This window comes from Bradyrhizobium sp. HKCCYLRH2060 (assembly GCF_051168135.1).
GTDB lineage: Bacteria > Pseudomonadota > Alphaproteobacteria > Rhizobiales > Xanthobacteraceae > Bradyrhizobium.
Map to the genome: position 1 here is coordinate 732,021 of NZ_JBNPUK010000001.1, position 18,785 is coordinate 750,805.

Genomic DNA, 18,785 nt, shown 5'->3' on the forward strand with positions numbered 1-18,785 from the left:
TTACGCGGGGACGTCGCTGCTCCCGGCCCCGAGCGGGCGCTGCATCATCACAGTATCGAGCCAGCGGCCGAATTTCAGGCCGACGCTCGGGTGGGTGCCGATCATCTGGAAGCCGCAGGCGGTATGCAGCCCGACCGAGCCGGCATTGGCGGAGTCGCCGATGACGGCGATCATCTGGCGAAAGCCTCCCTCCTCACAGGCGTCGATCAGCTGCCGCATCAGTCGCATCCCGATGCCGCGACGCTGGCTGGCGGGAGCGAGATAGACCGAGTTCTCCACCGTGAAGCGATAGGCAGGGCGAGGCCGGTAGGGCCCGGCATAGGCATAGCCTACCACCTCTCCGTCCAGCAGGGCGGCGAAATAGGGGAAGCCGCCGTCGCGGAGCGCCCGGAAGCGGCGCGTCATCTCCGCCAGATCCGGAGGGTCGAGCTCGAAGGTGGCCGTGCCCTCGCGGACGGCCTGGCCGTAGATGGCGGTGATGGCCGGGAGGTCGGCCTCCTGGGTGGGCCGGATTTCGATGTTCGACATGGGGTGCAAGCATACCCATGCGGACGCGGCGATCAATCCGGCCTCGCGGCATGGCTGCCGCTGCGGCTTTGCGCCGGTCGCAATCGGGGTTTGTGCAAACGAAAAGCCCCGGCGGTGAGGCCGGGGCTTCGAAGGTCGCTCGTTCGAGCGGTTGGATCAGTCGCGCTGTCCGAGCAGCTGCAGCAGCAGCGTGAACAGGTTGATGAAGTTCAGGTACAGTGACAGCGCGCCGGTGATCGCTGCGCGCTCGGCGATGTCGCCGCCCGCGGAGGCGTAGCCGTAGATGTACTCGTTCTTCAGGCGCTGCGTATCCCAGGCGGTCAGGCCGGCGAACACGAACACGCCGATCACCGAGACGATGAACTGCAGCATCGAGCTCGCCAGGAACAGGTTCACCAGGCTCGCCAGCACGATGCCGATCAGGCCCATGAACAGGAACGAGCCCATGCCCGTCATGTCACGCTTGGTCGTGTAGCCGTAGAGGCTCAGCGCGCCGAACGTCGCCGCGGTGATGAAGAACACCCGCACGATCGAGGTGTGGGTGTACACCAGAAAGATCGACGACAGCGAGATGCCCATCAAGGCCGAAAACACCCAGAACAGGAGTTGCGCGGTCGACGGCGCGAGGCGGTTGATGCCGGCCGAGATCGCGAACACCATGACCAGAGGGGCCAGGATGAACAGCCACTTCAGCGGGCTCACGAACATCGCGTAGCCGAACTGCGTCAGATAGGCGTTGCCGAACTTGAACACGCCGGCCGCCGGATCGCCGGTCACCGACGCCATGTAGACGCCGAGCGCCGCGAGGCCGGTAATGGCCAGGCCGATGCTCATGTAATTGTAGATGCGCAGCATGTAGGCGCGCAGACCGGCGTCGACGGTCGCGGCATCGGCGCGCCCGGCCACCCGGCCAAAGGGTGAAGCATAGTTGCGGTTGAGGTCCGACATGGTCGAATTCCCGTTGGTTGCCCGGCAGCCCGATCCTGGCAGGACCTTCAGCCGGTTCTCGAAAAACCCTATCTCATACCCGCTGCCATCGATATTAAATTTGCGTCATCGGCAAATTCGCCATCTTTGGCAGGTCTCTGAGCCCATTCCCTAGATGGGAAACTAGCATATCCGCCGCAAGCTTCCACGCGCGGCTGAATGTCGCTCCGAACGCGTCCCAGCCGTATAAATCGCGTTAACCGTGCGGCATGAGCGCGCAAGCCGCTCGATCAAGCCGCTAGAGATTCCGAAGAACCGTCGCCGGCTTCTGGTTCAGCGCGAGCAGGGTGCCGGCCAGTCCGAGGCCGACGGTCACGATCAGCGCCGCCAAGACGACCAGCGCGGCGCTGCCCGCCTGCCAGGCGAAGCTCAAGGTCATCAGCCGGGTCACGATCAGCCAAGCGGAGACCGAGCCGGCGATGACGCCGAACGCGGCGGTGGCAAACCCGATCATCAGATATTCGAGCGCGTAGGCGCCGAGCAGCCGCAGCCGCGTCGCGCCCAGGGTCTTCAGGATGACCGCGTCGTAGACCCGGTGGCGGTGGCCGGCGGCCAGCGCGCCGCCGAGCACCAGGATGGCCGAGATCAAGGTCACCGCGCTGGCGCCGCGGATGGCGAGCGCGAGGTTGGAGACCACCGAGCCCACGGTCTCCATCACCTCTCGGACCCGCACGCTGGTCACCATCGGGAAGGCGTCGGCCACCTTGCGGATGACACGGGCATCCTCGGCGGCATCGGAGCGCGCTTCGGTCAGGGTCGCGACATGGGTGTGCGGCGCGCCCTTGAAGGCATTCGGGGAGAACACCAGCACGAAGTTGATGCCGAGCCCCTGCCAGTCGATGGTGCGCATGTTGCCGATCCGCGCCGTGATATCGCGTCCGAGCACGTTGACGACGATGTCGTCACCGAGCTTGAGGCCGAGGCCGTCGGCGATGCGCTTCTCGATCGAGACCAGCGGCGGTCCGCTGTAGGTCTCGCTCCACCACTTGCCCTCGACCACCTTCGAGCCCTTGGGAATCTCGGCGGTATAGGTCAGGCCGCGATCGCTCTGCAGCACCCATTCGGTGTCCGTCGTCGCCTTGAGGTCCTCGGCGCGGACGCCGCGGGCGGAGACGATGCGCCCGCGCAGCATCGGCACGTCTTCGACAGCGGATTGAGGGGCGAGGTCCTTGAGGAAGCCGCGGAAGCGGTCGGCCTCGCCGGAGGGGACGTCGATGAAGAAAAACGACGGCGCCTGCTCCGGCAGTTGCGCCAGAAATTGCCGCCGCAGATTGCCGTCGATCTGGGTGATCGTGACCAGCACCGCGAGGCCCAGTCCGAGCGACAGCACCACGGACGGTGTCAGCGCGCCCGGGCGGTAGATGTTGCTGACCGCCAGCCGCAGCATCGGGAAGCGACTGCGCGGCAGGGCGCGCGCAATTGCCATCACCGCGGCGGCAATGCCGCGCAACAGCACGAACACCAGCGCGGCGGCGACGACGAACACCGCGGCGATGCGCTTGTCGTAGGACAGGCCGATCACGACCGCGATCAGCAGCGCGACGGTGCCTGCGATCAGCACCAGATAGCTCCAGCGCGGCCGGTGCCATTCGGCGATGATCGCCTCGCGGAACAACGCCGCCACCGGCACGTCGCGTACGCGCCCGAGCGGCCACAGACCGAACGCCAGTGCGGTGAGCAGGCCATAGACGAAGGAGAGCGCCAGCTCGTCGGAATGAATAGCCGGGATCACGGGCAGCGGCAGGATGTTGCCGAACAGCCCGACGATGGCAAAGGGCAGGGCCGCGCCGGCGCAGAGGCCGATGATCGAACCGATCGTGGCGAGCACCATCACCTGCACGAGGTAGATGCCGAACACGTCGCGGCTGGTGGCGCCGAGGGCCTTGAACGCCGCGATCACCTCGGTGCGGCGGTCGACATGGCTCTTGACCGCGTTGGCGACGCCGACGCCGCCGACCAGCAGCGCGGCGAGACCGACCAGGGTGAGGAACTGGGTGAAGCGGCCGATCGTCCGCTCAAGCTGCGGCGAGGCATTGCTGCGGCTGCGGATCTCCCACCCGGCCGACGGCAAGGTCAGGCGGGTGTCGGCGATGAAGGACGCTGCGGCGTGGTCGTCCTTGGCATTGTCGGGCAGCCGGACCCGGTAGGTCCAGCGCACCAGGCTGCCCGGCTGCAGCAGCGACGTGGCGCGCAGGCCGGCCTCGCTGATCAGGAAACGCGGCCCAAGGCCGATGCCGCCGGACAATTTGTCCGGCTCGGCCTGGAGCGCGCTGCGGATCTGGAAGCGGACGGTGTCGATGCTGACGGTGTCGCCGACCTTGAGGTCGAGCCGCGCCAGCAGTGCCGGATCGGCCGCCGCGCCGAACACGCCGTCGCGTTCGGCGAGAATGTCCGGTAGCGGCAGGTCGGGCTGCAGCTCGGCCTTGCCCAGCAGCGGATAGGCGCCGTCGACCGCCTTGAGCTCGACCAAGGCCAGCTTGGCGTCACCGGCGCGCACCATCGCCCGCAAGGTTGCCGCCAGCGAGACCTGGCCGCGCGTCCGCAGGAAGGCGATCTCCTCGGGCTTGGCCTCGCGCTGAAACAGCGAGAAAGCGACGTCGCCGCCGAGCAAGGTCCGGCCCTCGCGGACCAGCCCGTCATTGAGGCTGGCCGCCACCGAGCCGACACCGGCGATGGCGAGCACGCCGAGCGCGATGCAGGCGATGAAGACGTAGAAGCCGCGCAAGCCGCCGCGCAGCTCGCGCAGCGCGTAGCGCACCGGCAACGCGGCCATGCGGCCGCCCGCGATCGGTTCGGACACCGTGCTCATGCGTCGGCTTGCTCGTGTGCGTCGCTCTCGGCTTCGATCCGTCCCGAGCGCAGCCGCACCACCCGGTCGCACCGATGCGCGAGGCCGCTGTCATGGGTCACCAGCACCAGCGTCATGCCGCGCTCGGCATGCTTGGTGAACAGCAGGTCGACGATCTGCTGGCCGGTGGTCTCGTCGAGATTGCCGGTCGGCTCGTCGGCCACGAGAATTGCGGGGTCGGGAGCGAGAGCGCGGGCCAATGCCACGCGCTGCTGCTCACCGCCGGAGAGCTGCGTCGGATAGTGATGCAGACGGTGGCCGAGCCCGACCTGCTCGAGCTCGCGGGCGGCACGCTCCGCGGCGCCGGCATGGCCGGCCAGCTCGAGCGGCACTGCCACATTCTCCAGCGCGGTCATGGTCGGGATCAGGTGGAAGGACTGGAAGACGATGCCGACCTGGCGACCCCGGAACCGGGCCAGGGCGTCCTCGTCCAGGGCATTGAAAGCGGTGCCGCCGACCACCACCTCACCACTGTCAGGACGTTCCAACCCCGCCATCACCATCAGCAGCGTGGACTTCCCCGATCCCGAGGGGCCGATCAGGCCGATCGTCTCGCCCTGTCCCACCCGCAGGCTGATGTCCTTGAGGATATGAACACGTGCCGCTCCGGTGCCGAGCGAGAGGTTGACGTTGGAGATGGTAATGGTGTCCGGCGCAAGGCCGGCCAAACGCGAGGTTTCGATGAGACTGTCCATGGCTCGGTCATATGGCAACTCCGCAAGCCGGGTCGAGAGGCGCGGACATATCTTCGTGCACATACTCGTGTTGATGCTCGCCTTGATGACAGTCGGGCCCGCGTTTGCGGGCGCTGACGACGTCAAGCCGATCAAGCTGGTCGTGCTCGGCGATTCCTTGAGCGCGGGTCTTGGCCTGTCCGCCTCGGATGCGTTTCCAGCCAAGCTGCAGAAGGCGTTGCAGGCCCAGGGCCTGCCGATCGACCTCACCAATGCCGGCGTATCCGGGGATACTTCGTCCGGCGGCCGCGATCGGCTCGACTGGTCGGTGCCTGACGGGACCGAGGCCGTCATCGTCGAGCTCGGCGCCAACGATGCGCTGCGCGGCATCGATCCCGCGGTGACGCGCAAGGCCTTGACCGAGATCGTGACCCGGCTGAAGGCGCGGGGCATCGCCGTCATGCTGTGCGGCATGCTGGCGCCGCCGAACTACGGCAGCGACTATGCCGCGAAATTCAACGCGATCTATCCCGATCTCGCCAAGCAGTTCGACGTGCCGCTGTACCCATTCTTCCTCGATGGCGTCGCCGCCGACGCCAAGCTGAACCAGGCCGATGGCATCCACCCCACTGCGGCGGGCGTCGACATCATCGTGTCCCGGATGTTGCCTACGGCGGAAGCATTCCTGCGTCCACTTCGTGGGCAATGACGGAACGAAGCGCCGCGTCGATCATTTGCGATAACCTTAAGGGCCGGGTTTTCCGCAGCTTTTACCGGCGTTAACCCGCCTTCCGTCGCGGAGTCATATAAGTTCGGTAGGAATGATGCATTGGCGATTCGTCGTCGATCATTTCTCGAAGGCATGATCTCGTCAATTTTCGAGATCAGCCTCCAGCATCGGGAGTCCTGAAACGATGCCGCGTCTGTTTACTGGACTGGAAATCCCGGCCGAGGTTGGCCACACGCTTTCCGGTTTGCGGGGTGGCCTCCCAGGCGCCCGCTGGATCGATCCCGAAAATTACCATGTGACGTTGCGCTTCATCGGTGACATCGACGGCGCCTCCGCCAACGAGATCGCCTCGATGCTGTGGCGGGTGAACCGCAAGCCGTTCGAAGTGACGGTGCAGGGTCTCTCCAGCTTCGGCGGCCGCAAGCCGCGCGCCGTCGTTGCCAACGTCGCGCCGAGCCGCCCCCTGATCGAGCTGCAGGCCGAGCTCGAGCGGCTCATGCAGCGGATCGGGCTCGATCCGGAAGGTCGCAAATTCGTGCCCCACGTCACGCTGGCGCGGCTGCACGATGCGTCGAGCCAGGACGTTGCCGACTATCTCTCCGTCCGCGGCTATTTCCCGAGCCGCGTGTTCACGGCCGAGCGCTTCGTGCTGTTCTCGTCGCGCGCCTCGACCGGCGGTGGCCCCTACGTGGTCGAGGACGCCTACGACCTTTCCCCGGGGTGAGGTCTGGAGCGCGGTCGTTCAAGCCAGCCGCTCGCTGAGGCCAGGAGCGAAGACTAACGTCGTTAGCCCCGGACTAACGGTCACGGCGGCGTTTGCGTGCCATATACCACGACCTCACGGCTCCGACGCATGGCGGCTTCCACCATTTGCGGATTGCATTTTCCGTAAGTCTCGTGACCTAGAGTGGGCTCATGCTGTCCACTCCGTCAGACGCGTTCCGCGCGCAATATCAGTCTTTGGTCGATACCGGTGCGATCGAGGCCGACCTCGCCCAGGCCGAGGTCGCCGACGCCCTGGCGGCGCTGGAGCGCCGCCTCTCGACCTACAAGCCGACACGCAAGCAAGGCTTGTTCGGCCGCCTTTTTGCCGACAAGAGCGAGCCGCCGAACGGCCTCTATGTCCACGGCGAGGTCGGGCGCGGCAAGACCATGCTGATGGACCTGTTCTTCCAGAACTGTCCCGTCGAGCACAAGCGCCGCGCGCATTTTCACGAATTCATGGCCGAGGTGCACGAGCGCATCTACGGCTACCGCCAGAACATCGCGCGCGGCGAGCTTGCCGATGCCGACGTGATCGGGCTCACGGCACAGGCGATCTTCGATCAGGCCTGGCTGCTCTGCTTCGACGAATTCCATGTCACCGACATCGCCGACGCGATGATCCTCGGGCGTCTGTTCGCCAGGCTGTTCGAGCTCGGCACCGTGGTGGTGGCGACCTCGAACGTCGCGCCCGAAGACCTCTACAAAGGCGGCCTCAACCGCGCGCTGTTCCTGCCCTTCATCAAGCAGATCGCCGACCATATGGACGTGATGCGGCTGGATGCGCGCACCGATTTCCGGCTGGAGAAGCTGGCCGGCGTGAAGATGTGGCTGGTGCCGGCCGACGTCGACGCGCGAGCGGCGCTCGACAAGGCCTGGGCGCGGCTCACGGGGCATGCCAAGTGCAAGCCGCGCGACATGACGATCAAGGGGCGTATCCTGCATGTCCCGTGCTCCGCCAACGGCGTCGCCCGCTTCGGTTTTACCGATCTCTGCGAGAAGCCGCTGGCAGCCTCGGACTATCTGCGGCTCGCGCACGACTATCATACGATCCTGATCGATCACGTTCCGGTCATGGATCTGGCCGAGCGCAATGCCGCCAAGCGGTTCATCACCCTGATCGATACGCTCTACGACAACGCCGTGAAGCTGATCGCCTCCGCCGAAGCCGACCCGATTTCGCTCTACGTCGCGACCGAGGGCATCGAGGCCATGGAGTTCAAGCGGACCACCTCGCGCCTGATCGAGATGGGCTCGGACTCCTACCTGGCCCTGCCGCACGGGCGGAAGGACTCGGCGGCATCCGGGACTTCCACGGGGTTGGTCGAAACCTGACAAATACCGGAGTTTTGGCGAGCGCCTGCCGCCGGGCACACAGCCGCGAAAAGGCCACGCCAATCATGCTGAAAGGATCATCAGCAGCCGTCGCCCGGTCCTGATCGAAATCAAGGCACGCCCGCCAATTGGCCATAGCGTGACTTGAACGGCCCGGGCGAAAGGGATAACCACCCACTCGACTTTTCAACCTCCCTCACCCCTTCGGGTTCAAAGGAAAATTTGCCATGGCGCGCGACAAGATTGCTTTGATTGGCTCCGGTCAGATCGGCGGAACGCTGGCTCACCTCGTCGGCCTCAAGGAGCTCGGCGACGTCGTGATGTTCGACATTGCCGAAGGCGTTCCGCAGGGCAAGGCGCTCGACATCGCGCAGTCCTCGCCGGTCGATGGCTTCGACGCGCACTTCACCGGCGCCAACTCTTACGAGGCGCTCGACAACGCCAAGGTGTGCATCGTCACCGCCGGCGTGCCGCGCAAGCCGGGCATGAGCCGCGATGATCTGCTGTCGATCAACCTGAAGGTGATGGAGCAGGTCGGCGCCGGCATCAAGAAGTACGCCCCCGATGCGTTCGTCATCTGCATCACCAATCCGCTCGACGCGATGGTCTGGGCGCTGCAGAAGGCCTCGAACCTTCCGGCGAAGAAGGTCGTCGGCATGGCCGGCGTGCTCGACTCCGCGCGCTTCCGCTACTTCCTGGCCGATGAGTTCAACGTCTCGGTCGAGGACGTCACTGCCTTCGTGCTCGGCGGCCATGGCGACACCATGGTGCCGCTGACCAAGTACTCGACCGTCGCCGGCATTCCGCTGCCGGATCTCGTCAAGATGGGCTGGACCTCGCAGGCGCGCATCGACGAGATCGTCGACCGCACCCGCAATGGCGGCGCCGAGATCGTCAACCTGCTCAAGACGGGCTCCGCCTACTACGCCCCGGCGGCGTCGGCGATCGCGATGGCCGAGAGCTATCTGCGCGACAAGAAGCGCGTGCTGCCCTGCGCGGCGCATCTCAACGGCGAGTTCGGCGTCAAGGACATGTATGTCGGCGTGCCCGTCGTGATCGGCTCCAAGGGTGTCGAGCGCATCGTCGAGATCGAGCTGGCCGGGAAGGACCGCGAGGCGTTCGACAAGTCGGTCGCCGCCGTCCAGGGCCTGGTCGACGCCTGCAAGAAGATCGCGCCCGACCTGCTCGGCCGCTGATCAGGGGTCATTCACGGGGCGTAGTCTCGCCCACATCGAGTTGCAGGATGTTTGGTATATGGTATACCAGACATCCTAACAACAATTCTGGTCGTCACCCCATCGCGGGTTCGGGGAGCAAGCGCTTATGAACATTCACGAATATCAGGCCAAGGCACTGCTGCACGAGTTCGGCGTGCCGATTTCCAAGGGCGTGCCGGTTCTCCGTCCGGAGGACGCGGATGCGGCGGCGAAGACGCTAGGTGGCCCGGTCTGGGTCGTGAAGAGCCAGATCCACGCCGGCGGTCGCGGCAAGGGCAAGTTCAAGGAGGCCTCTGCCGGCGACAAGGGCGGCGTCCGCCTCGCCAAGTCGATCCAGGAGGTCAACGAGTTCGCCAAGCAGATGCTGGGCGCCACGCTGGTGACCGTGCAGACCGGTCCGGACGGCAAGCAGGTCAACCGCCTCTACATCGAGGACGGCTCGGACATCGACAAGGAATTCTATCTGTCGCTGCTGGTCGACCGCGAGACCTCGAAGGTCGCCTTCGTGGTGTCGACCGAAGGTGGCGTCAACATCGAGGACGTCGCCCACAGCACGCCTGAGAAGATCATCACCTTCTCGGTCGATCCGGCCACCGGCGTCATGGGCCATCACGGCCGCGCCGTCGCCAAGGCGCTGAAGCTCTCCGGCGACCTCGCCAAGCAGGCCGAGAAGCTGACCACCCAGCTCTACAACGCCTTCGTCGCCAAGGACATGGCGATGCTCGAGATCAACCCGCTGGTCGTCACCAAGCAGGGCCAGCTGCGCGTGCTCGACGCCAAGGTCTCGTTCGACTCCAACGCGCTGTTCAAGCACCCGGAAGTCGTCGCGCTGCGCGACGAGACCGAGGAGGACGCCAAGGAGATCGAGGCATCGAAGTACGACCTCAACTACGTCGCGCTCGACGGCACCATCGGCTGCATGGTCAACGGCGCCGGCCTCGCCATGGCGACGATGGACATCATCAAGCTGTACGGCATGGAGCCCGCCAACTTCCTCGACGTCGGCGGCGGCGCCAGCAAGGAGAAGGTCGCGGCGGCGTTCAAGATCATCACCGCCGACCCGAACGTGAAGGGCATCCTGGTCAACATCTTCGGCGGCATCATGAAGTGCGATGTCATCGCCGAGGGCGTCGTGGCCGCGGTCAAGGAAGTGGGCCTGAAGGTGCCGCTGGTGGTGCGCCTCGAGGGCACCAATGTCGATCTCGGCAAGAAGATCATCAGCGAGTCCGGTCTGAACGTGCTGCCCGCCGACAATCTCGACGACGCCGCGCAGAAGATCGTCAAGGCCGTCAAGGGAGGCTGAGCGCCGTTTCAGGCGCTCGCTCATTCCTCACCGCAACGCTTTTAGAGAAAGCACGATGTCCATCCTCATCGACAAGAACACCAAGGTCATCTGCCAGGGCTTCACCGGCAAGAACGGCACCTTCCACTCCGAGGCGGCGATCGCCTACGGCACCAAGATGGTCGGCGGCACCTCGCCGGGCAAAGGCGGCTCGACCCATCTCGGCCTGCCGGTGTTCGACACCGTCAAGGAGGCCCGCGAGGCCACCGGCGCCGACGCCTCGGTGATCTACGTGCCGCCGCCGGGCGCAGCCGATGCGATCTGCGAGGCGATCGACGCCGAGGTCCCGCTGATCGTCTGCATCACCGAGGGCATCCCGGTGCTCGACATGGTCCGGGTAAAGCGCTCGCTGCAGGGCTCCAAGTCGCGCCTGATCGGGCCGAACTGCCCGGGCGTCATGACCGCCGGCGAGTGCAAGATCGGCATCATGCCGGCTAACATCTTCAAGCCCGGCTCGGTCGGCATCGTGTCGCGCTCGGGCACCCTGACCTATGAAGCGGTGTTCCAGACGACGTCCGAGGGCCTGGGCCAGACCACGGCGGTCGGCATCGGCGGCGACCCGGTCAAGGGCACCGAGTTCATCGACATGCTCGAGATGTTCTTGGCCGACCCCAAGACGACCTCGATCATCATGATCGGTGAGATCGGCGGCTCGGCCGAGGAGGACGCGGCGCAGTTCATCAAGGACGAGGCGAAGCGCGGCCGCAAGAAACCGATGGTCGGATTCATCGCCGGCGTCACCGCCCCTCCCGGCCGCCGTATGGGCCATGCCGGCGCGATCATCTCGGGCGGCAAGGGCGATGCCGGCTCGAAGACCGCTGCGATGGAAGCTGCTGGTATTACAGTCTCTCCGTCTCCGGCGCGGCTTGGCAAGACGCTTGTCGAAAAGTTGAAATCCTGATTCAGGACTTAGTGCTTTTCGGCGCGAATATTTACAATAAATAAGGTAAACGGTCCTAACCCGAGCCTGATCCGCGTCCCCCGCGGGTCAGGCATTGCGCCGTTTTGATTGGGCGCATCGAAATTACCAGGACGCCACCATGTCTCGCCAAGATGCGAACGCCGCCTTCGCCCTGTCGTCTTTTCTGCAGGGCACCAATGCCACCTACATCGATGAGATCTACGCCCGCTACGAGAAGGACCCCGCTTCGGTCGACCCGGAGTGGCAGGAGTTCTTCAAGAGCCTGAAGGACGCGCCGGCCGACGTGCAGAAGAATGCGTCGGGCCCCTCCTGGGCGCGCAGCAACTGGCCGGTCTCCCCCCGCGACGACTTGACCTCGGCGCTGGACGGCAACTGGGCCGTCGTCGAAAAGAAGGTCGGCGAGAAGCTCGCCGCCAAGGCCCAGACGAAGGGCGTCGAACTGTCGGTGGCCGACGTCAATCAGGCCACCCGCGACTCTGTCCGCGCGTTGATGCTGATCCGCGCCTACCGCATGCGCGGCCACTTCCACGCCAAGCTCGATCCCCTCGGCATCGAGGCGCCGCGCAACCGTGAGGAACTCGATCCGCGCTCCTACGGCTTCACCGAGGCCGACTACGACCGCAAGATCTTCCTCGATCACGTGCTCGGCCTCGAATACGGCAGCCTGCGTGAGATCGTCGCGATCTGCGAGCGCACCTACTGCCAGACGCTCGGCGTCGAGTTCATGCACATCACGAACGCCGCGCAGAAGGCCTGGATTCAGGAGCGCATCGAGGGACCGGACAAGGAAATCTCGTTCACCCGCGAGGGCCGTCGCGCCATCCTGACCAAGCTGATCGAGGCCGAGGGCTTCGAGAAGTTCTGCGACGTCAAGTTCACCGGTACCAAGCGCTTCGGCCTCGACGGCGGCGAGTCGCTGATTCCGGCGCTGGAGCAGATCATCAAGCGCGGCGGCAATCTCGGCGTGAAGGAGATCGTGCTGGGCATGCCGCATCGCGGCCGCCTCAACGTGCTGACCCAGGTGATGGGCAAGCCGCACCGCGCGCTGTTTCACGAGTTCAAGGGCGGCTCGGCCAATCCCGACGCGGTCGAAGGCTCCGGCGACGTCAAGTACCACCTCGGCGCCTCCTCGGACCGCGAGTTCGACGGCAACCGCATCCATCTGTCGCTGACTGCCAATCCGTCGCATCTGGAGATCGTCGATCCCGTCGTGCTCGGCAAGGTCCGCGCCAAGCAGGACCAGCATGGCGATCCGCCGGACATGCGCATCTCGGTGCTGCCGCTCTTGATGCATGGCGATGCCGCCTTCGCCGGCCAAGGCGTCGTGGCGGAGTGCTTCGCGCTGTCCGACCTGAAAGGCTACCGGACCGGTGGCTCGATTCATTTCATCGTCAACAACCAGATCGGTTTCACGACCTATCCGCGCTATTCGCGGTCGTCGCCCTATCCGTCCGACGTCGCCAAGATGATCGATGCGCCGATCTTCCACGTGAACGGCGACGATCCGGAAGCCGTGGTGTTCGCGGCCAAGGTCGCGATCGAGTTCCGGCAGAAATTCCACAAGCCGGTCGTGATCGACATGTTCTGCTATCGCAGGCATGGCCACAACGAGGGCGACGAGCCGGCCTTCACCCAGCCGGTGATGTACAAGAAGATCGGCGCCCATGCGTCGACCCTGGAGATCTACTCCAAGCGCCTGGTCGCCGAAGGCGTCATGACCGAGGGCGAGGTCGAGAAGGCCAAGGCCGACTGGCGCGCCCGTCTCGACGCCGAGTTCGAGGCCGGTACGTCCTATCGTCCGAACAAGGCCGACTGGCTCGACGGCAAGTGGGCAGGCTTCAAATCCGCCGACCAGGAGGAGGAGGCGCGCCGCGGCGTTACCGGCGTCGAGATCGACCGCCTCAAGGAGATCGGCCGCAAGATCACCAAGGTGCCGGACGGCTTCCGCGTGCACCGGACGATCCAGCGCTTCCTCGAGAACCGCGCCAAGGCGATCGACAGCGGCATCGGGCTCGACTGGGCGACCGGCGAAGCGCTGGCGTACTGCTCGCTGCTGCTCGAAGGCCACAAGGTTCGTCTCTCCGGTCAGGATAGCGAGCGCGGCACCTTCTCGCAGCGCCATTCGGTGCTGATCGACCAGGAGGACGAGAGCCGCTACACGCCGTTCAACCATCTGGCGCCGGAGCAGGGCCACTTCGAGGTCATCAACTCGCTGCTCTCGGAAGAAGCCGTGCTCGGCTTCGAATACGGCTACTCGCTCGCAGAGCCGACCGCGCTGACCCTCTGGGAGGCACAGTTCGGCGACTTCGCCAACGGCGCCCAGGTGTTGTTCGACCAGTTCATCTCGTCGGGTGAGCGTAAATGGTTGCGCATGTCCGGCTTGGTCTGCCTGCTGCCGCACGGCTACGAGGGCCAGGGCCCCGAGCATTCGTCGGCACGCCTCGAGCGCTATCTGCAGATGTGCGCCGAGGACAACATGCAGGTGGTCTATCCGACCACGCCGGCGAACTACTTCCACGTGCTGCGGCGACAGTTGCATCGCGAGATCCGCAAGCCGCTGATCGTGATGACGCCGAAATCGCTGCTGCGCCACAAGCGCGCGGTGTCGCGGCTCGAGGAGCTCGCCAAGGGCACGACGTTCCACCGCATCCTGTACGATGACGCGCAGATGCAGGCGGACGACAAGACCAGGCTGGTGCCGGACGAGCAGATCCGCCGCATCGTGCTGTGCTCGGGCAAGGTCTATTACGACCTCTATGACGAGCGCGAGAAGCGCGGGCTGAACGACGTCTACCTGATGCGCGTCGAGCAGCTCTATCCGGTGCCGCTCAAGGCGCTGGTCGCCGAGCTCGGCCGCTTCAAGAACGCCGAAGTGGTGTGGTGCCAGGAAGAGCCGCGCAACATGGGCGCCTGGCACTTCATCGAGCCCTATCTGGAATGGGTGATGAACCAGACCGGCGGCAAGAGCAAGCGTCCGCGCTATGCCGGCCGTGCCGCCTCTGCAGCGACCGCGACGGGCCTGATGTCGAAGCATCTCGCCCAGCTGAAGGCGCTGCTCGACGAAGCCTTGAACTGAACCTGCCTTTTTGACGCGCCCCGCAACCTGCGGGGCGCAAGTACATCGCGTTGATCGTCCGTCCCGCATCGCTTGCCCGCCGCAAGGCGATGGCGGACCGGCTTTATGACCGCACGGGTTATTGAGGACAAAGACCATGACTGAAATTCGCGTTCCGACGCTGGGTGAATCCGTCACCGAAGCCACCATCGGCCGCTGGTTCAAGAAGGCCGGCGACGCCGTGGCGGTCGACGAGCCCCTCGTCGAGCTCGAGACCGACAAGGTGACGATCGAGGTGCCCGCGCCGTCGGCCGGCACCTTGGGTGAGATCATCGCCAAGGATGGCGAGACCGTCGCCGTCGGCGCGCTGCTCGGCCAGATCACCGATGGCGCGGCCGCTGCGAAGTCGGCCGCTGCTGCTCCCGCCGCGGCTCCGGCCGCGGCTCCGGCGAAGCCCGCCGCGGCTGCCCCTGCTGCCGCTCCAGCGCCGGCCAAGGCGCTGCCCGCCGATACGCCGCAGGCCCCGTCGGTGCGCAAGCTCTCCGCCGAGAGCGGCGTCGATGCCACCACCGTGCCGGGCTCTGGCAAGGATGGCCGCGTCACCAAGGGCGACATGCTGGCGGCGATCGAGCGCGCCGCCTCCGCCCCGACCCCGGTCAATCAGCCGGCGGCTTCCGTGCAAGTGCGTGCGCCGTCGCCGGCGGATGACGCCGCGCGCGAGGAGCGCGTGAAGATGACCCGGCTGCGCCAGACCATCGCGCGCCGCCTCAAGGACGTGCAGAACACCGCAGCGATGCTGACGACCTTCAACGAGGTCGACATGACCAACGTCATGGCGCTGCGCAGCCAGTACAAGGATGTGTTCGAGAAGAAGCACGGCTCGAAGCTCGGCTTCATGGGCTTCTTCACCAAGGCCGTCGTGCAGGCGCTGAAGGACATCCCGGCCGTGAACGCCGAGATCGACGGCAGCGATCTCATCTACAAGAACTACTACCACATCGGCGTCGCCGTCGGCACCGACAAGGGACTGGTCGTGCCGGTCGTGCGCGACTGCGACCACAAGTCGATCGCCGACATCGAGAAGGGCATCGCCGATTTCGGCCGCCGCGCCCGCGACGGTCAGCTCAAGATCGACGAGATGCAGGGCGGCACCTTCACGATCACCAATGGCGGCATCTACGGCTCGCTGATGTCGACCCCGATCCTGAACGCGCCGCAGTCCGGCATTCTCGGCATGCACAAGATCCAGGAACGGCCGGTGGTGGTCGGCGGCAAGATAGAGGTCCGGCCGATGATGTATCTGGCGCTGTCCTACGACCATCGTGTCATTGACGGCAAGGAAGCCGTGACCTTCCTGGTGCGCGTCAAGGAGAGCCTGGAAGATCCGGCGCGGCTGGTGCTGGATCTCTGAGGCGAACGACGACTTGACGAATTGAGGCGCGCCTGGCAGCGCGCCTCACACCTAACGGGGGCCAGCATGACCGACAGGGTTGCAGTGATCACCGGCGGCAGCCGCGGCATCGGCCGCGCCACTGCCCTTGCCGCGGCGGCGCGCGGCTTCAAGATCGTGGTCGGCTACGCCTCGAACGAGGCGGCAGCGCAGAGCACGGTCGCCGCGATCGAGGCCAAGAACGGCAAGGCGATCGCGGTGAAATGCGACGTCGGCCGCGAGCACGACATCCTCGCGCTGTTCAAGGCGGCCGACAAGTTCGGCACGCTCGGCGCGCTGATCAACAATGCCGGCATCGTCGGCCCGACCTCGCGCGTCGACGAGATGAGCGCGGAGCGCATCGAGCGGCTGATGGCGGTCAACGTCACCGGCAGCATCCTGTGCGCCCGCGAGGCCGTGAAGCGGATGTCGACGCGGCATGGCGGCCAGGGTGGTGTCATCATCAACCTGTCGTCGGTCGCCGCCAAGCTCGGCTCGCCGAACACCTATGTCGACTACGCCGCCTCGAAGGGGGCGATCGATTCCTTCACCATCGGTCTGGCCCACGAGGTCGCGAGCGAGGGCATCCGCGTCGCCGCCATTCGCCCCGGCCTGATCGACACCGACATTCACGCCTCCGGCGGCGAGCCCGATCGCGCCCATCGCCTCGCGCCGATGGTGCCGATGAAGCGCGTCGGCACCGCGGAGGAAATCGCCAATGCCATCGTCTGGCTGCTGTCGGACGAGGCTTCCTATGTCACTTCGGCCATTCTCGACGTGTCGGGCGGACGCTGACGACCGTCATCATCTCTGACTACAAAGCTTACGGAACATTCGATCATGGCTAACTACGATCTCGTCGTCATCGGCACCGGCCCCGGTGGTTATGTCTGCGCCATCCGCGCGGCGCAGCTCGGCATGAAGGTGGCCGTGGTCGAGAAGAACGCCACCCTCGGCGGCACCTGTCTCAATGTCGGCTGCATGCCGTCGAAGGCGCTGCTGCACGCGTCTGAATTGTTCGAGGAGGCCGGGCACTCCTTCGCCAAGATGGGCATCAAGGTGCCGGCGCCGGAGATCGATCTGCCGGCGATGATGAACTTCAAGCAGCAGGGCATCGACGGCAACGTCAAGGGCGTCGAGTTCCTGATGAAGAAGAACAAGATCGACGTGCTCGTGGGCAAGGGCAAGATCCTCGGCACCGGCAAGCTGCAGGTCACCGGCAATGACGGTGCTGCGCAGACCGTCGAGACCAAGAACATCGTCATCGCCACCGGCTCGGACATCGCGCGCCTCAAGGGCATCGAGATCGACGAGAAGCGCATCGTGTCCTCGACCGGCGCGCTGTCGCTGGACAAGGTGCCGTCGAGCCTGCTCGTCGTCGGCGCCGGCGTGATCGGCCTTGAGCTCGGCTCGGTGTGGCGCCGCCTCGGCGCCAAGGTCACCGTGGTCGAATTCCTCGACCGCATCCTGCCCGGCATGGATGGCGAGATTGCCAAGCAGTTCCAGCGCATCCTCGAGAAGCAGGGCTTTGCGTTCAAGCTCGGCGCCAAGGTCACCGGCGTCGACACGTCGGGCGCGACGCTGTCGGCGACTATCGAGCCCGCAGCGGGCGGAGCGGCTGAAAAGATCGAAGCCGATGTCGTGCTGGTGGCGATCGGCCGCGTGCCCTACACCGAGGGACTCGGTCTGCAGGAAGCGGGCGTCGCGCTCGATAATCGCGGCCGCGTCCAGATCGATCATCATTTCGCGACCAGCGTGCCCGGCGTCTACGCCATCGGCGACGTCGTCGCGGGCCCGATGCTCGCGCACAAGGCCGAAGACGAGGGCGTCGCTGTCGCGGAGATTCTCGCGGGCCAGGCCGGCCACGTGAACTACGACGTCATTCCGGGCGTGGTCTATACCACGCCCGAAGTGGCCTCCGTCGGCAAGACCGAGGACGAGCTGAAGCAGGCCGGCGTCGCCTATACCGTCGGCAAGTTTCCGTTTACCGCGAACGGCCGTTCCAAGGTCAACCAGACCACTGACGGTTTCGTGAAGATCCTCGCCGATGCGAAGACCGATCGCGTGCTCGGCGCCCATATCATCGGCCGCGAGGCCGGGGAAATAATTCACGAGGCCGCCGTATTGATGGAGTTCGGTGGCTCTGCCGAGGATCTTGCGCGCACCTGCCACGCGCATCCGACGCGCTCGGAGGCCGTCAAGGAAGCCGCGCTTGCGGTGGGTAAGCGGGCCATCCATATGTGACGGACGCCCGGAGGCGCCTTAGGTGGGTGCGACAAAACGCCCCGCTTATGACGCTGAACCGAACGGCAAGGCGCGAGGTCCTATCGTCATAGCGGCCTCAACCCTCGAGGCCCGGCGGAGATGGAGTCCGATGCTGCGCCGCCTGCTTCAGCCGTTCTGGGTTCTGCTTGCGATCATCTTCCTGATCGAAGCTTGGTTGTGGGACCATCTCGAGCCGGTCGTGGCGCGCATCGTCGCCGCGATTCCGCTGCGGAGCTTGAAGCACTGGCTTGCCGCGCGGATCGAGACGCTGTCTCCGGCGCTGACCTTGATCGTCTTCGTCGTGCCGGTCGTGCTGCTGTTTCCGCTCAAGCTGCTCGGCATGTGGCTGCTGATGCACCATCAGTGGAAGCTCGCGCTGGCCACGATCGTGTCCGGCAAGATCGTCGGTGTCGGTGTCACCGCATTCATCTTCGACGTCACGCGCAGCAAGCTGCTGCAGATGGGCTGGTTCGCCTGGCTGTATGAGGCCGTGCTCACGCTGCGCAGCAAAGCCTCGGCCCTCGTCGAGCCGATCAAGCAGCGTGTCCGTGAGGTCGTCGGCGAGTTGCTTCGGGGCAATACCCGCGGCTGGTCGGCCCGCGTGGTTCGCCAGATCCTGCGCTTCCGCCGCAGCGTGCAGGCGCGCTGATCAAGAAGAGCCATTGGGCGGCTTCATTCGCCTGCTCACCAC

The 18,785-nt window shown here is 65.6% G+C and carries 15 protein-coding genes; 11 read left to right on the forward strand and 4 right to left on the reverse strand.

The window, feature by feature from the left end; all coding sequences use genetic code 11:
* The 4 genes from ACQR10_RS03265 to ACQR10_RS03280 form a co-directional block, all read right to left on the reverse strand.
* Positions 1–528 (reverse strand): GNAT family N-acetyltransferase, encoded by a 528-nt coding sequence (locus ACQR10_RS03265; protein WP_315800710.1) that lies wholly within the window; start codon positions 526–528, stop codon positions 1–3.
* A gap of 156 nt (positions 529–684) precedes the next feature.
* A complete protein-coding gene (locus ACQR10_RS03270) occupies positions 685–1,476 on the reverse strand; it encodes a Bax inhibitor-1/YccA family protein (RefSeq protein ID WP_315800709.1) in 792 nt (263 codons plus the stop codon).
* Between the two features lie 277 nt (positions 1,477–1,753).
* On the reverse strand, positions 1,754–4,324 hold the full coding sequence (locus ACQR10_RS03275) for an ABC transporter permease (protein ID WP_316215516.1): 2,571 nt from the start codon (positions 4,322–4,324) through the stop codon (positions 1,754–1,756).
* The gene (locus ACQR10_RS03280) at positions 4,321–5,058 is read right to left on the reverse strand and encodes an ABC transporter ATP-binding protein (RefSeq protein WP_315800707.1); all 738 of its coding nucleotides are present in this window, start codon (positions 5,056–5,058) and stop codon (positions 4,321–4,323) included. The genes ACQR10_RS03275 and ACQR10_RS03280 overlap by 4 nt, the downstream gene beginning before the upstream one ends.
* A gap of 55 nt (positions 5,059–5,113) precedes the next feature.
* Here ACQR10_RS03280 and ACQR10_RS03285 point away from each other — a divergent pair, with 55 nt between their 5' ends.
* From ACQR10_RS03285 to ACQR10_RS03335, 11 genes are all read left to right on the forward strand, one after another.
* Entirely contained in the window at positions 5,114–5,746 is a 633-nt protein-coding gene (locus tag ACQR10_RS03285; protein WP_316215517.1) for an arylesterase, read from the forward strand.
* Positions 5,747–5,951: 205 nt separating this feature from the next.
* Positions 5,952–6,491 carry an RNA 2',3'-cyclic phosphodiesterase gene (thpR, locus tag ACQR10_RS03290; RefSeq protein WP_315800705.1) on the forward strand — a complete coding sequence of 180 codons (540 nt, stop codon included), beginning with the start codon at positions 5,952–5,954 and terminating at the stop codon, positions 6,489–6,491.
* A gap of 191 nt (positions 6,492–6,682) precedes the next feature.
* On the forward strand, positions 6,683–7,864 hold the full coding sequence (gene zapE / locus ACQR10_RS03295) for a cell division protein ZapE (protein ID WP_316215518.1): 1,182 nt from the start codon (positions 6,683–6,685) through the stop codon (positions 7,862–7,864).
* 227 nt (positions 7,865–8,091) lie between these two features.
* The gene (mdh, locus tag ACQR10_RS03300; protein WP_315800703.1) at positions 8,092–9,060 is read left to right on the forward strand and encodes a malate dehydrogenase; all 969 of its coding nucleotides are present in this window, start codon (positions 8,092–8,094) and stop codon (positions 9,058–9,060) included.
* A gap of 127 nt (positions 9,061–9,187) precedes the next feature.
* On the forward strand, positions 9,188–10,384 hold the full coding sequence (gene sucC / locus ACQR10_RS03305; RefSeq protein ID WP_315800702.1) for an ADP-forming succinate--CoA ligase subunit beta: 1,197 nt from the start codon (positions 9,188–9,190) through the stop codon (positions 10,382–10,384).
* Positions 10,385–10,439: 55 nt separating this feature from the next.
* Positions 10,440–11,324, forward strand: coding sequence for a succinate--CoA ligase subunit alpha (sucD, locus tag ACQR10_RS03310; protein ID WP_172184319.1), 885 nt, complete (start codon positions 10,440–10,442; stop codon positions 11,322–11,324).
* A 139-nt stretch (positions 11,325–11,463) separates the two neighbouring features.
* A complete protein-coding gene (locus ACQR10_RS03315; RefSeq protein WP_316215519.1) occupies positions 11,464–14,421 on the forward strand; it encodes a 2-oxoglutarate dehydrogenase E1 component in 2,958 nt (985 codons plus the stop codon).
* A gap of 136 nt (positions 14,422–14,557) precedes the next feature.
* Positions 14,558–15,811 (forward strand): 2-oxoglutarate dehydrogenase complex dihydrolipoyllysine-residue succinyltransferase, encoded by a 1,254-nt coding sequence (odhB, locus tag ACQR10_RS03320; RefSeq protein WP_316215520.1) that lies wholly within the window; start codon positions 14,558–14,560, stop codon positions 15,809–15,811.
* 66 nt (positions 15,812–15,877) lie between these two features.
* Entirely contained in the window at positions 15,878–16,624 is a 747-nt protein-coding gene (locus ACQR10_RS03325) for an SDR family oxidoreductase (RefSeq protein ID WP_315800699.1), read from the forward strand.
* 45 nt (positions 16,625–16,669) lie between these two features.
* Entirely contained in the window at positions 16,670–18,073 is a 1,404-nt protein-coding gene (gene lpdA / locus ACQR10_RS03330; RefSeq protein ID WP_316215521.1) for a dihydrolipoyl dehydrogenase, read from the forward strand.
* Positions 18,074–18,203: 130 nt separating this feature from the next.
* Positions 18,204–18,743, forward strand: coding sequence for a hypothetical protein (locus tag ACQR10_RS03335; RefSeq protein WP_316180326.1), 540 nt, complete (start codon positions 18,204–18,206; stop codon positions 18,741–18,743).
* Positions 18,744–18,785: the final 42 nt, after the last annotated feature.

Excerpts from the sequence above, each read along its gene's own strand:
- sucC (WP_315800702.1), top strand. The coding sequence starts at position 9,188 with ATGAACATTCACGAATATCAGGCCAAGGCACTGCTGCACGAGTTCGGC.
- zapE (WP_316215518.1), top strand. The coding sequence starts at position 6,683 with ATGCTGTCCACTCCGTCAGACGCGTTCCGCGCGCAATATCAGTCTTTG.
- ACQR10_RS03280 (WP_315800707.1), bottom strand. The coding sequence starts at position 5,058 with ATGGACAGTCTCATCGAAACCTCGCGTTTGGCCGGCCTTGCGCCGGAC.
- ACQR10_RS03265 (WP_315800710.1), bottom strand. The coding sequence starts at position 528 with ATGTCGAACATCGAAATCCGGCCCACCCAGGAGGCCGACCTCCCGGCC.
- ACQR10_RS03275 (WP_316215516.1), bottom strand. The coding sequence starts at position 4,324 with ATGAGCACGGTGTCCGAACCGATCGCGGGCGGCCGCATGGCCGCGTTG.
- ACQR10_RS03315 (WP_316215519.1), top strand. The coding sequence starts at position 11,464 with ATGTCTCGCCAAGATGCGAACGCCGCCTTCGCCCTGTCGTCTTTTCTG.
- ACQR10_RS03325 (WP_315800699.1), top strand. The coding sequence starts at position 15,878 with ATGACCGACAGGGTTGCAGTGATCACCGGCGGCAGCCGCGGCATCGGC.
- ACQR10_RS03335 (WP_316180326.1), top strand. The coding sequence starts at position 18,204 with ATGCTGCGCCGCCTGCTTCAGCCGTTCTGGGTTCTGCTTGCGATCATC.
- mdh (WP_315800703.1), top strand. The coding sequence starts at position 8,092 with ATGGCGCGCGACAAGATTGCTTTGATTGGCTCCGGTCAGATCGGCGGA.
- sucD (WP_172184319.1), top strand. The coding sequence starts at position 10,440 with ATGTCCATCCTCATCGACAAGAACACCAAGGTCATCTGCCAGGGCTTC.
- ACQR10_RS03270 (WP_315800709.1), bottom strand. The coding sequence starts at position 1,476 with ATGTCGGACCTCAACCGCAACTATGCTTCACCCTTTGGCCGGGTGGCC.
- thpR (WP_315800705.1), top strand. The coding sequence starts at position 5,952 with ATGCCGCGTCTGTTTACTGGACTGGAAATCCCGGCCGAGGTTGGCCAC.
- lpdA (WP_316215521.1), top strand. The coding sequence starts at position 16,670 with ATGGCTAACTACGATCTCGTCGTCATCGGCACCGGCCCCGGTGGTTAT.
- odhB (WP_316215520.1), top strand. The coding sequence starts at position 14,558 with ATGACTGAAATTCGCGTTCCGACGCTGGGTGAATCCGTCACCGAAGCC.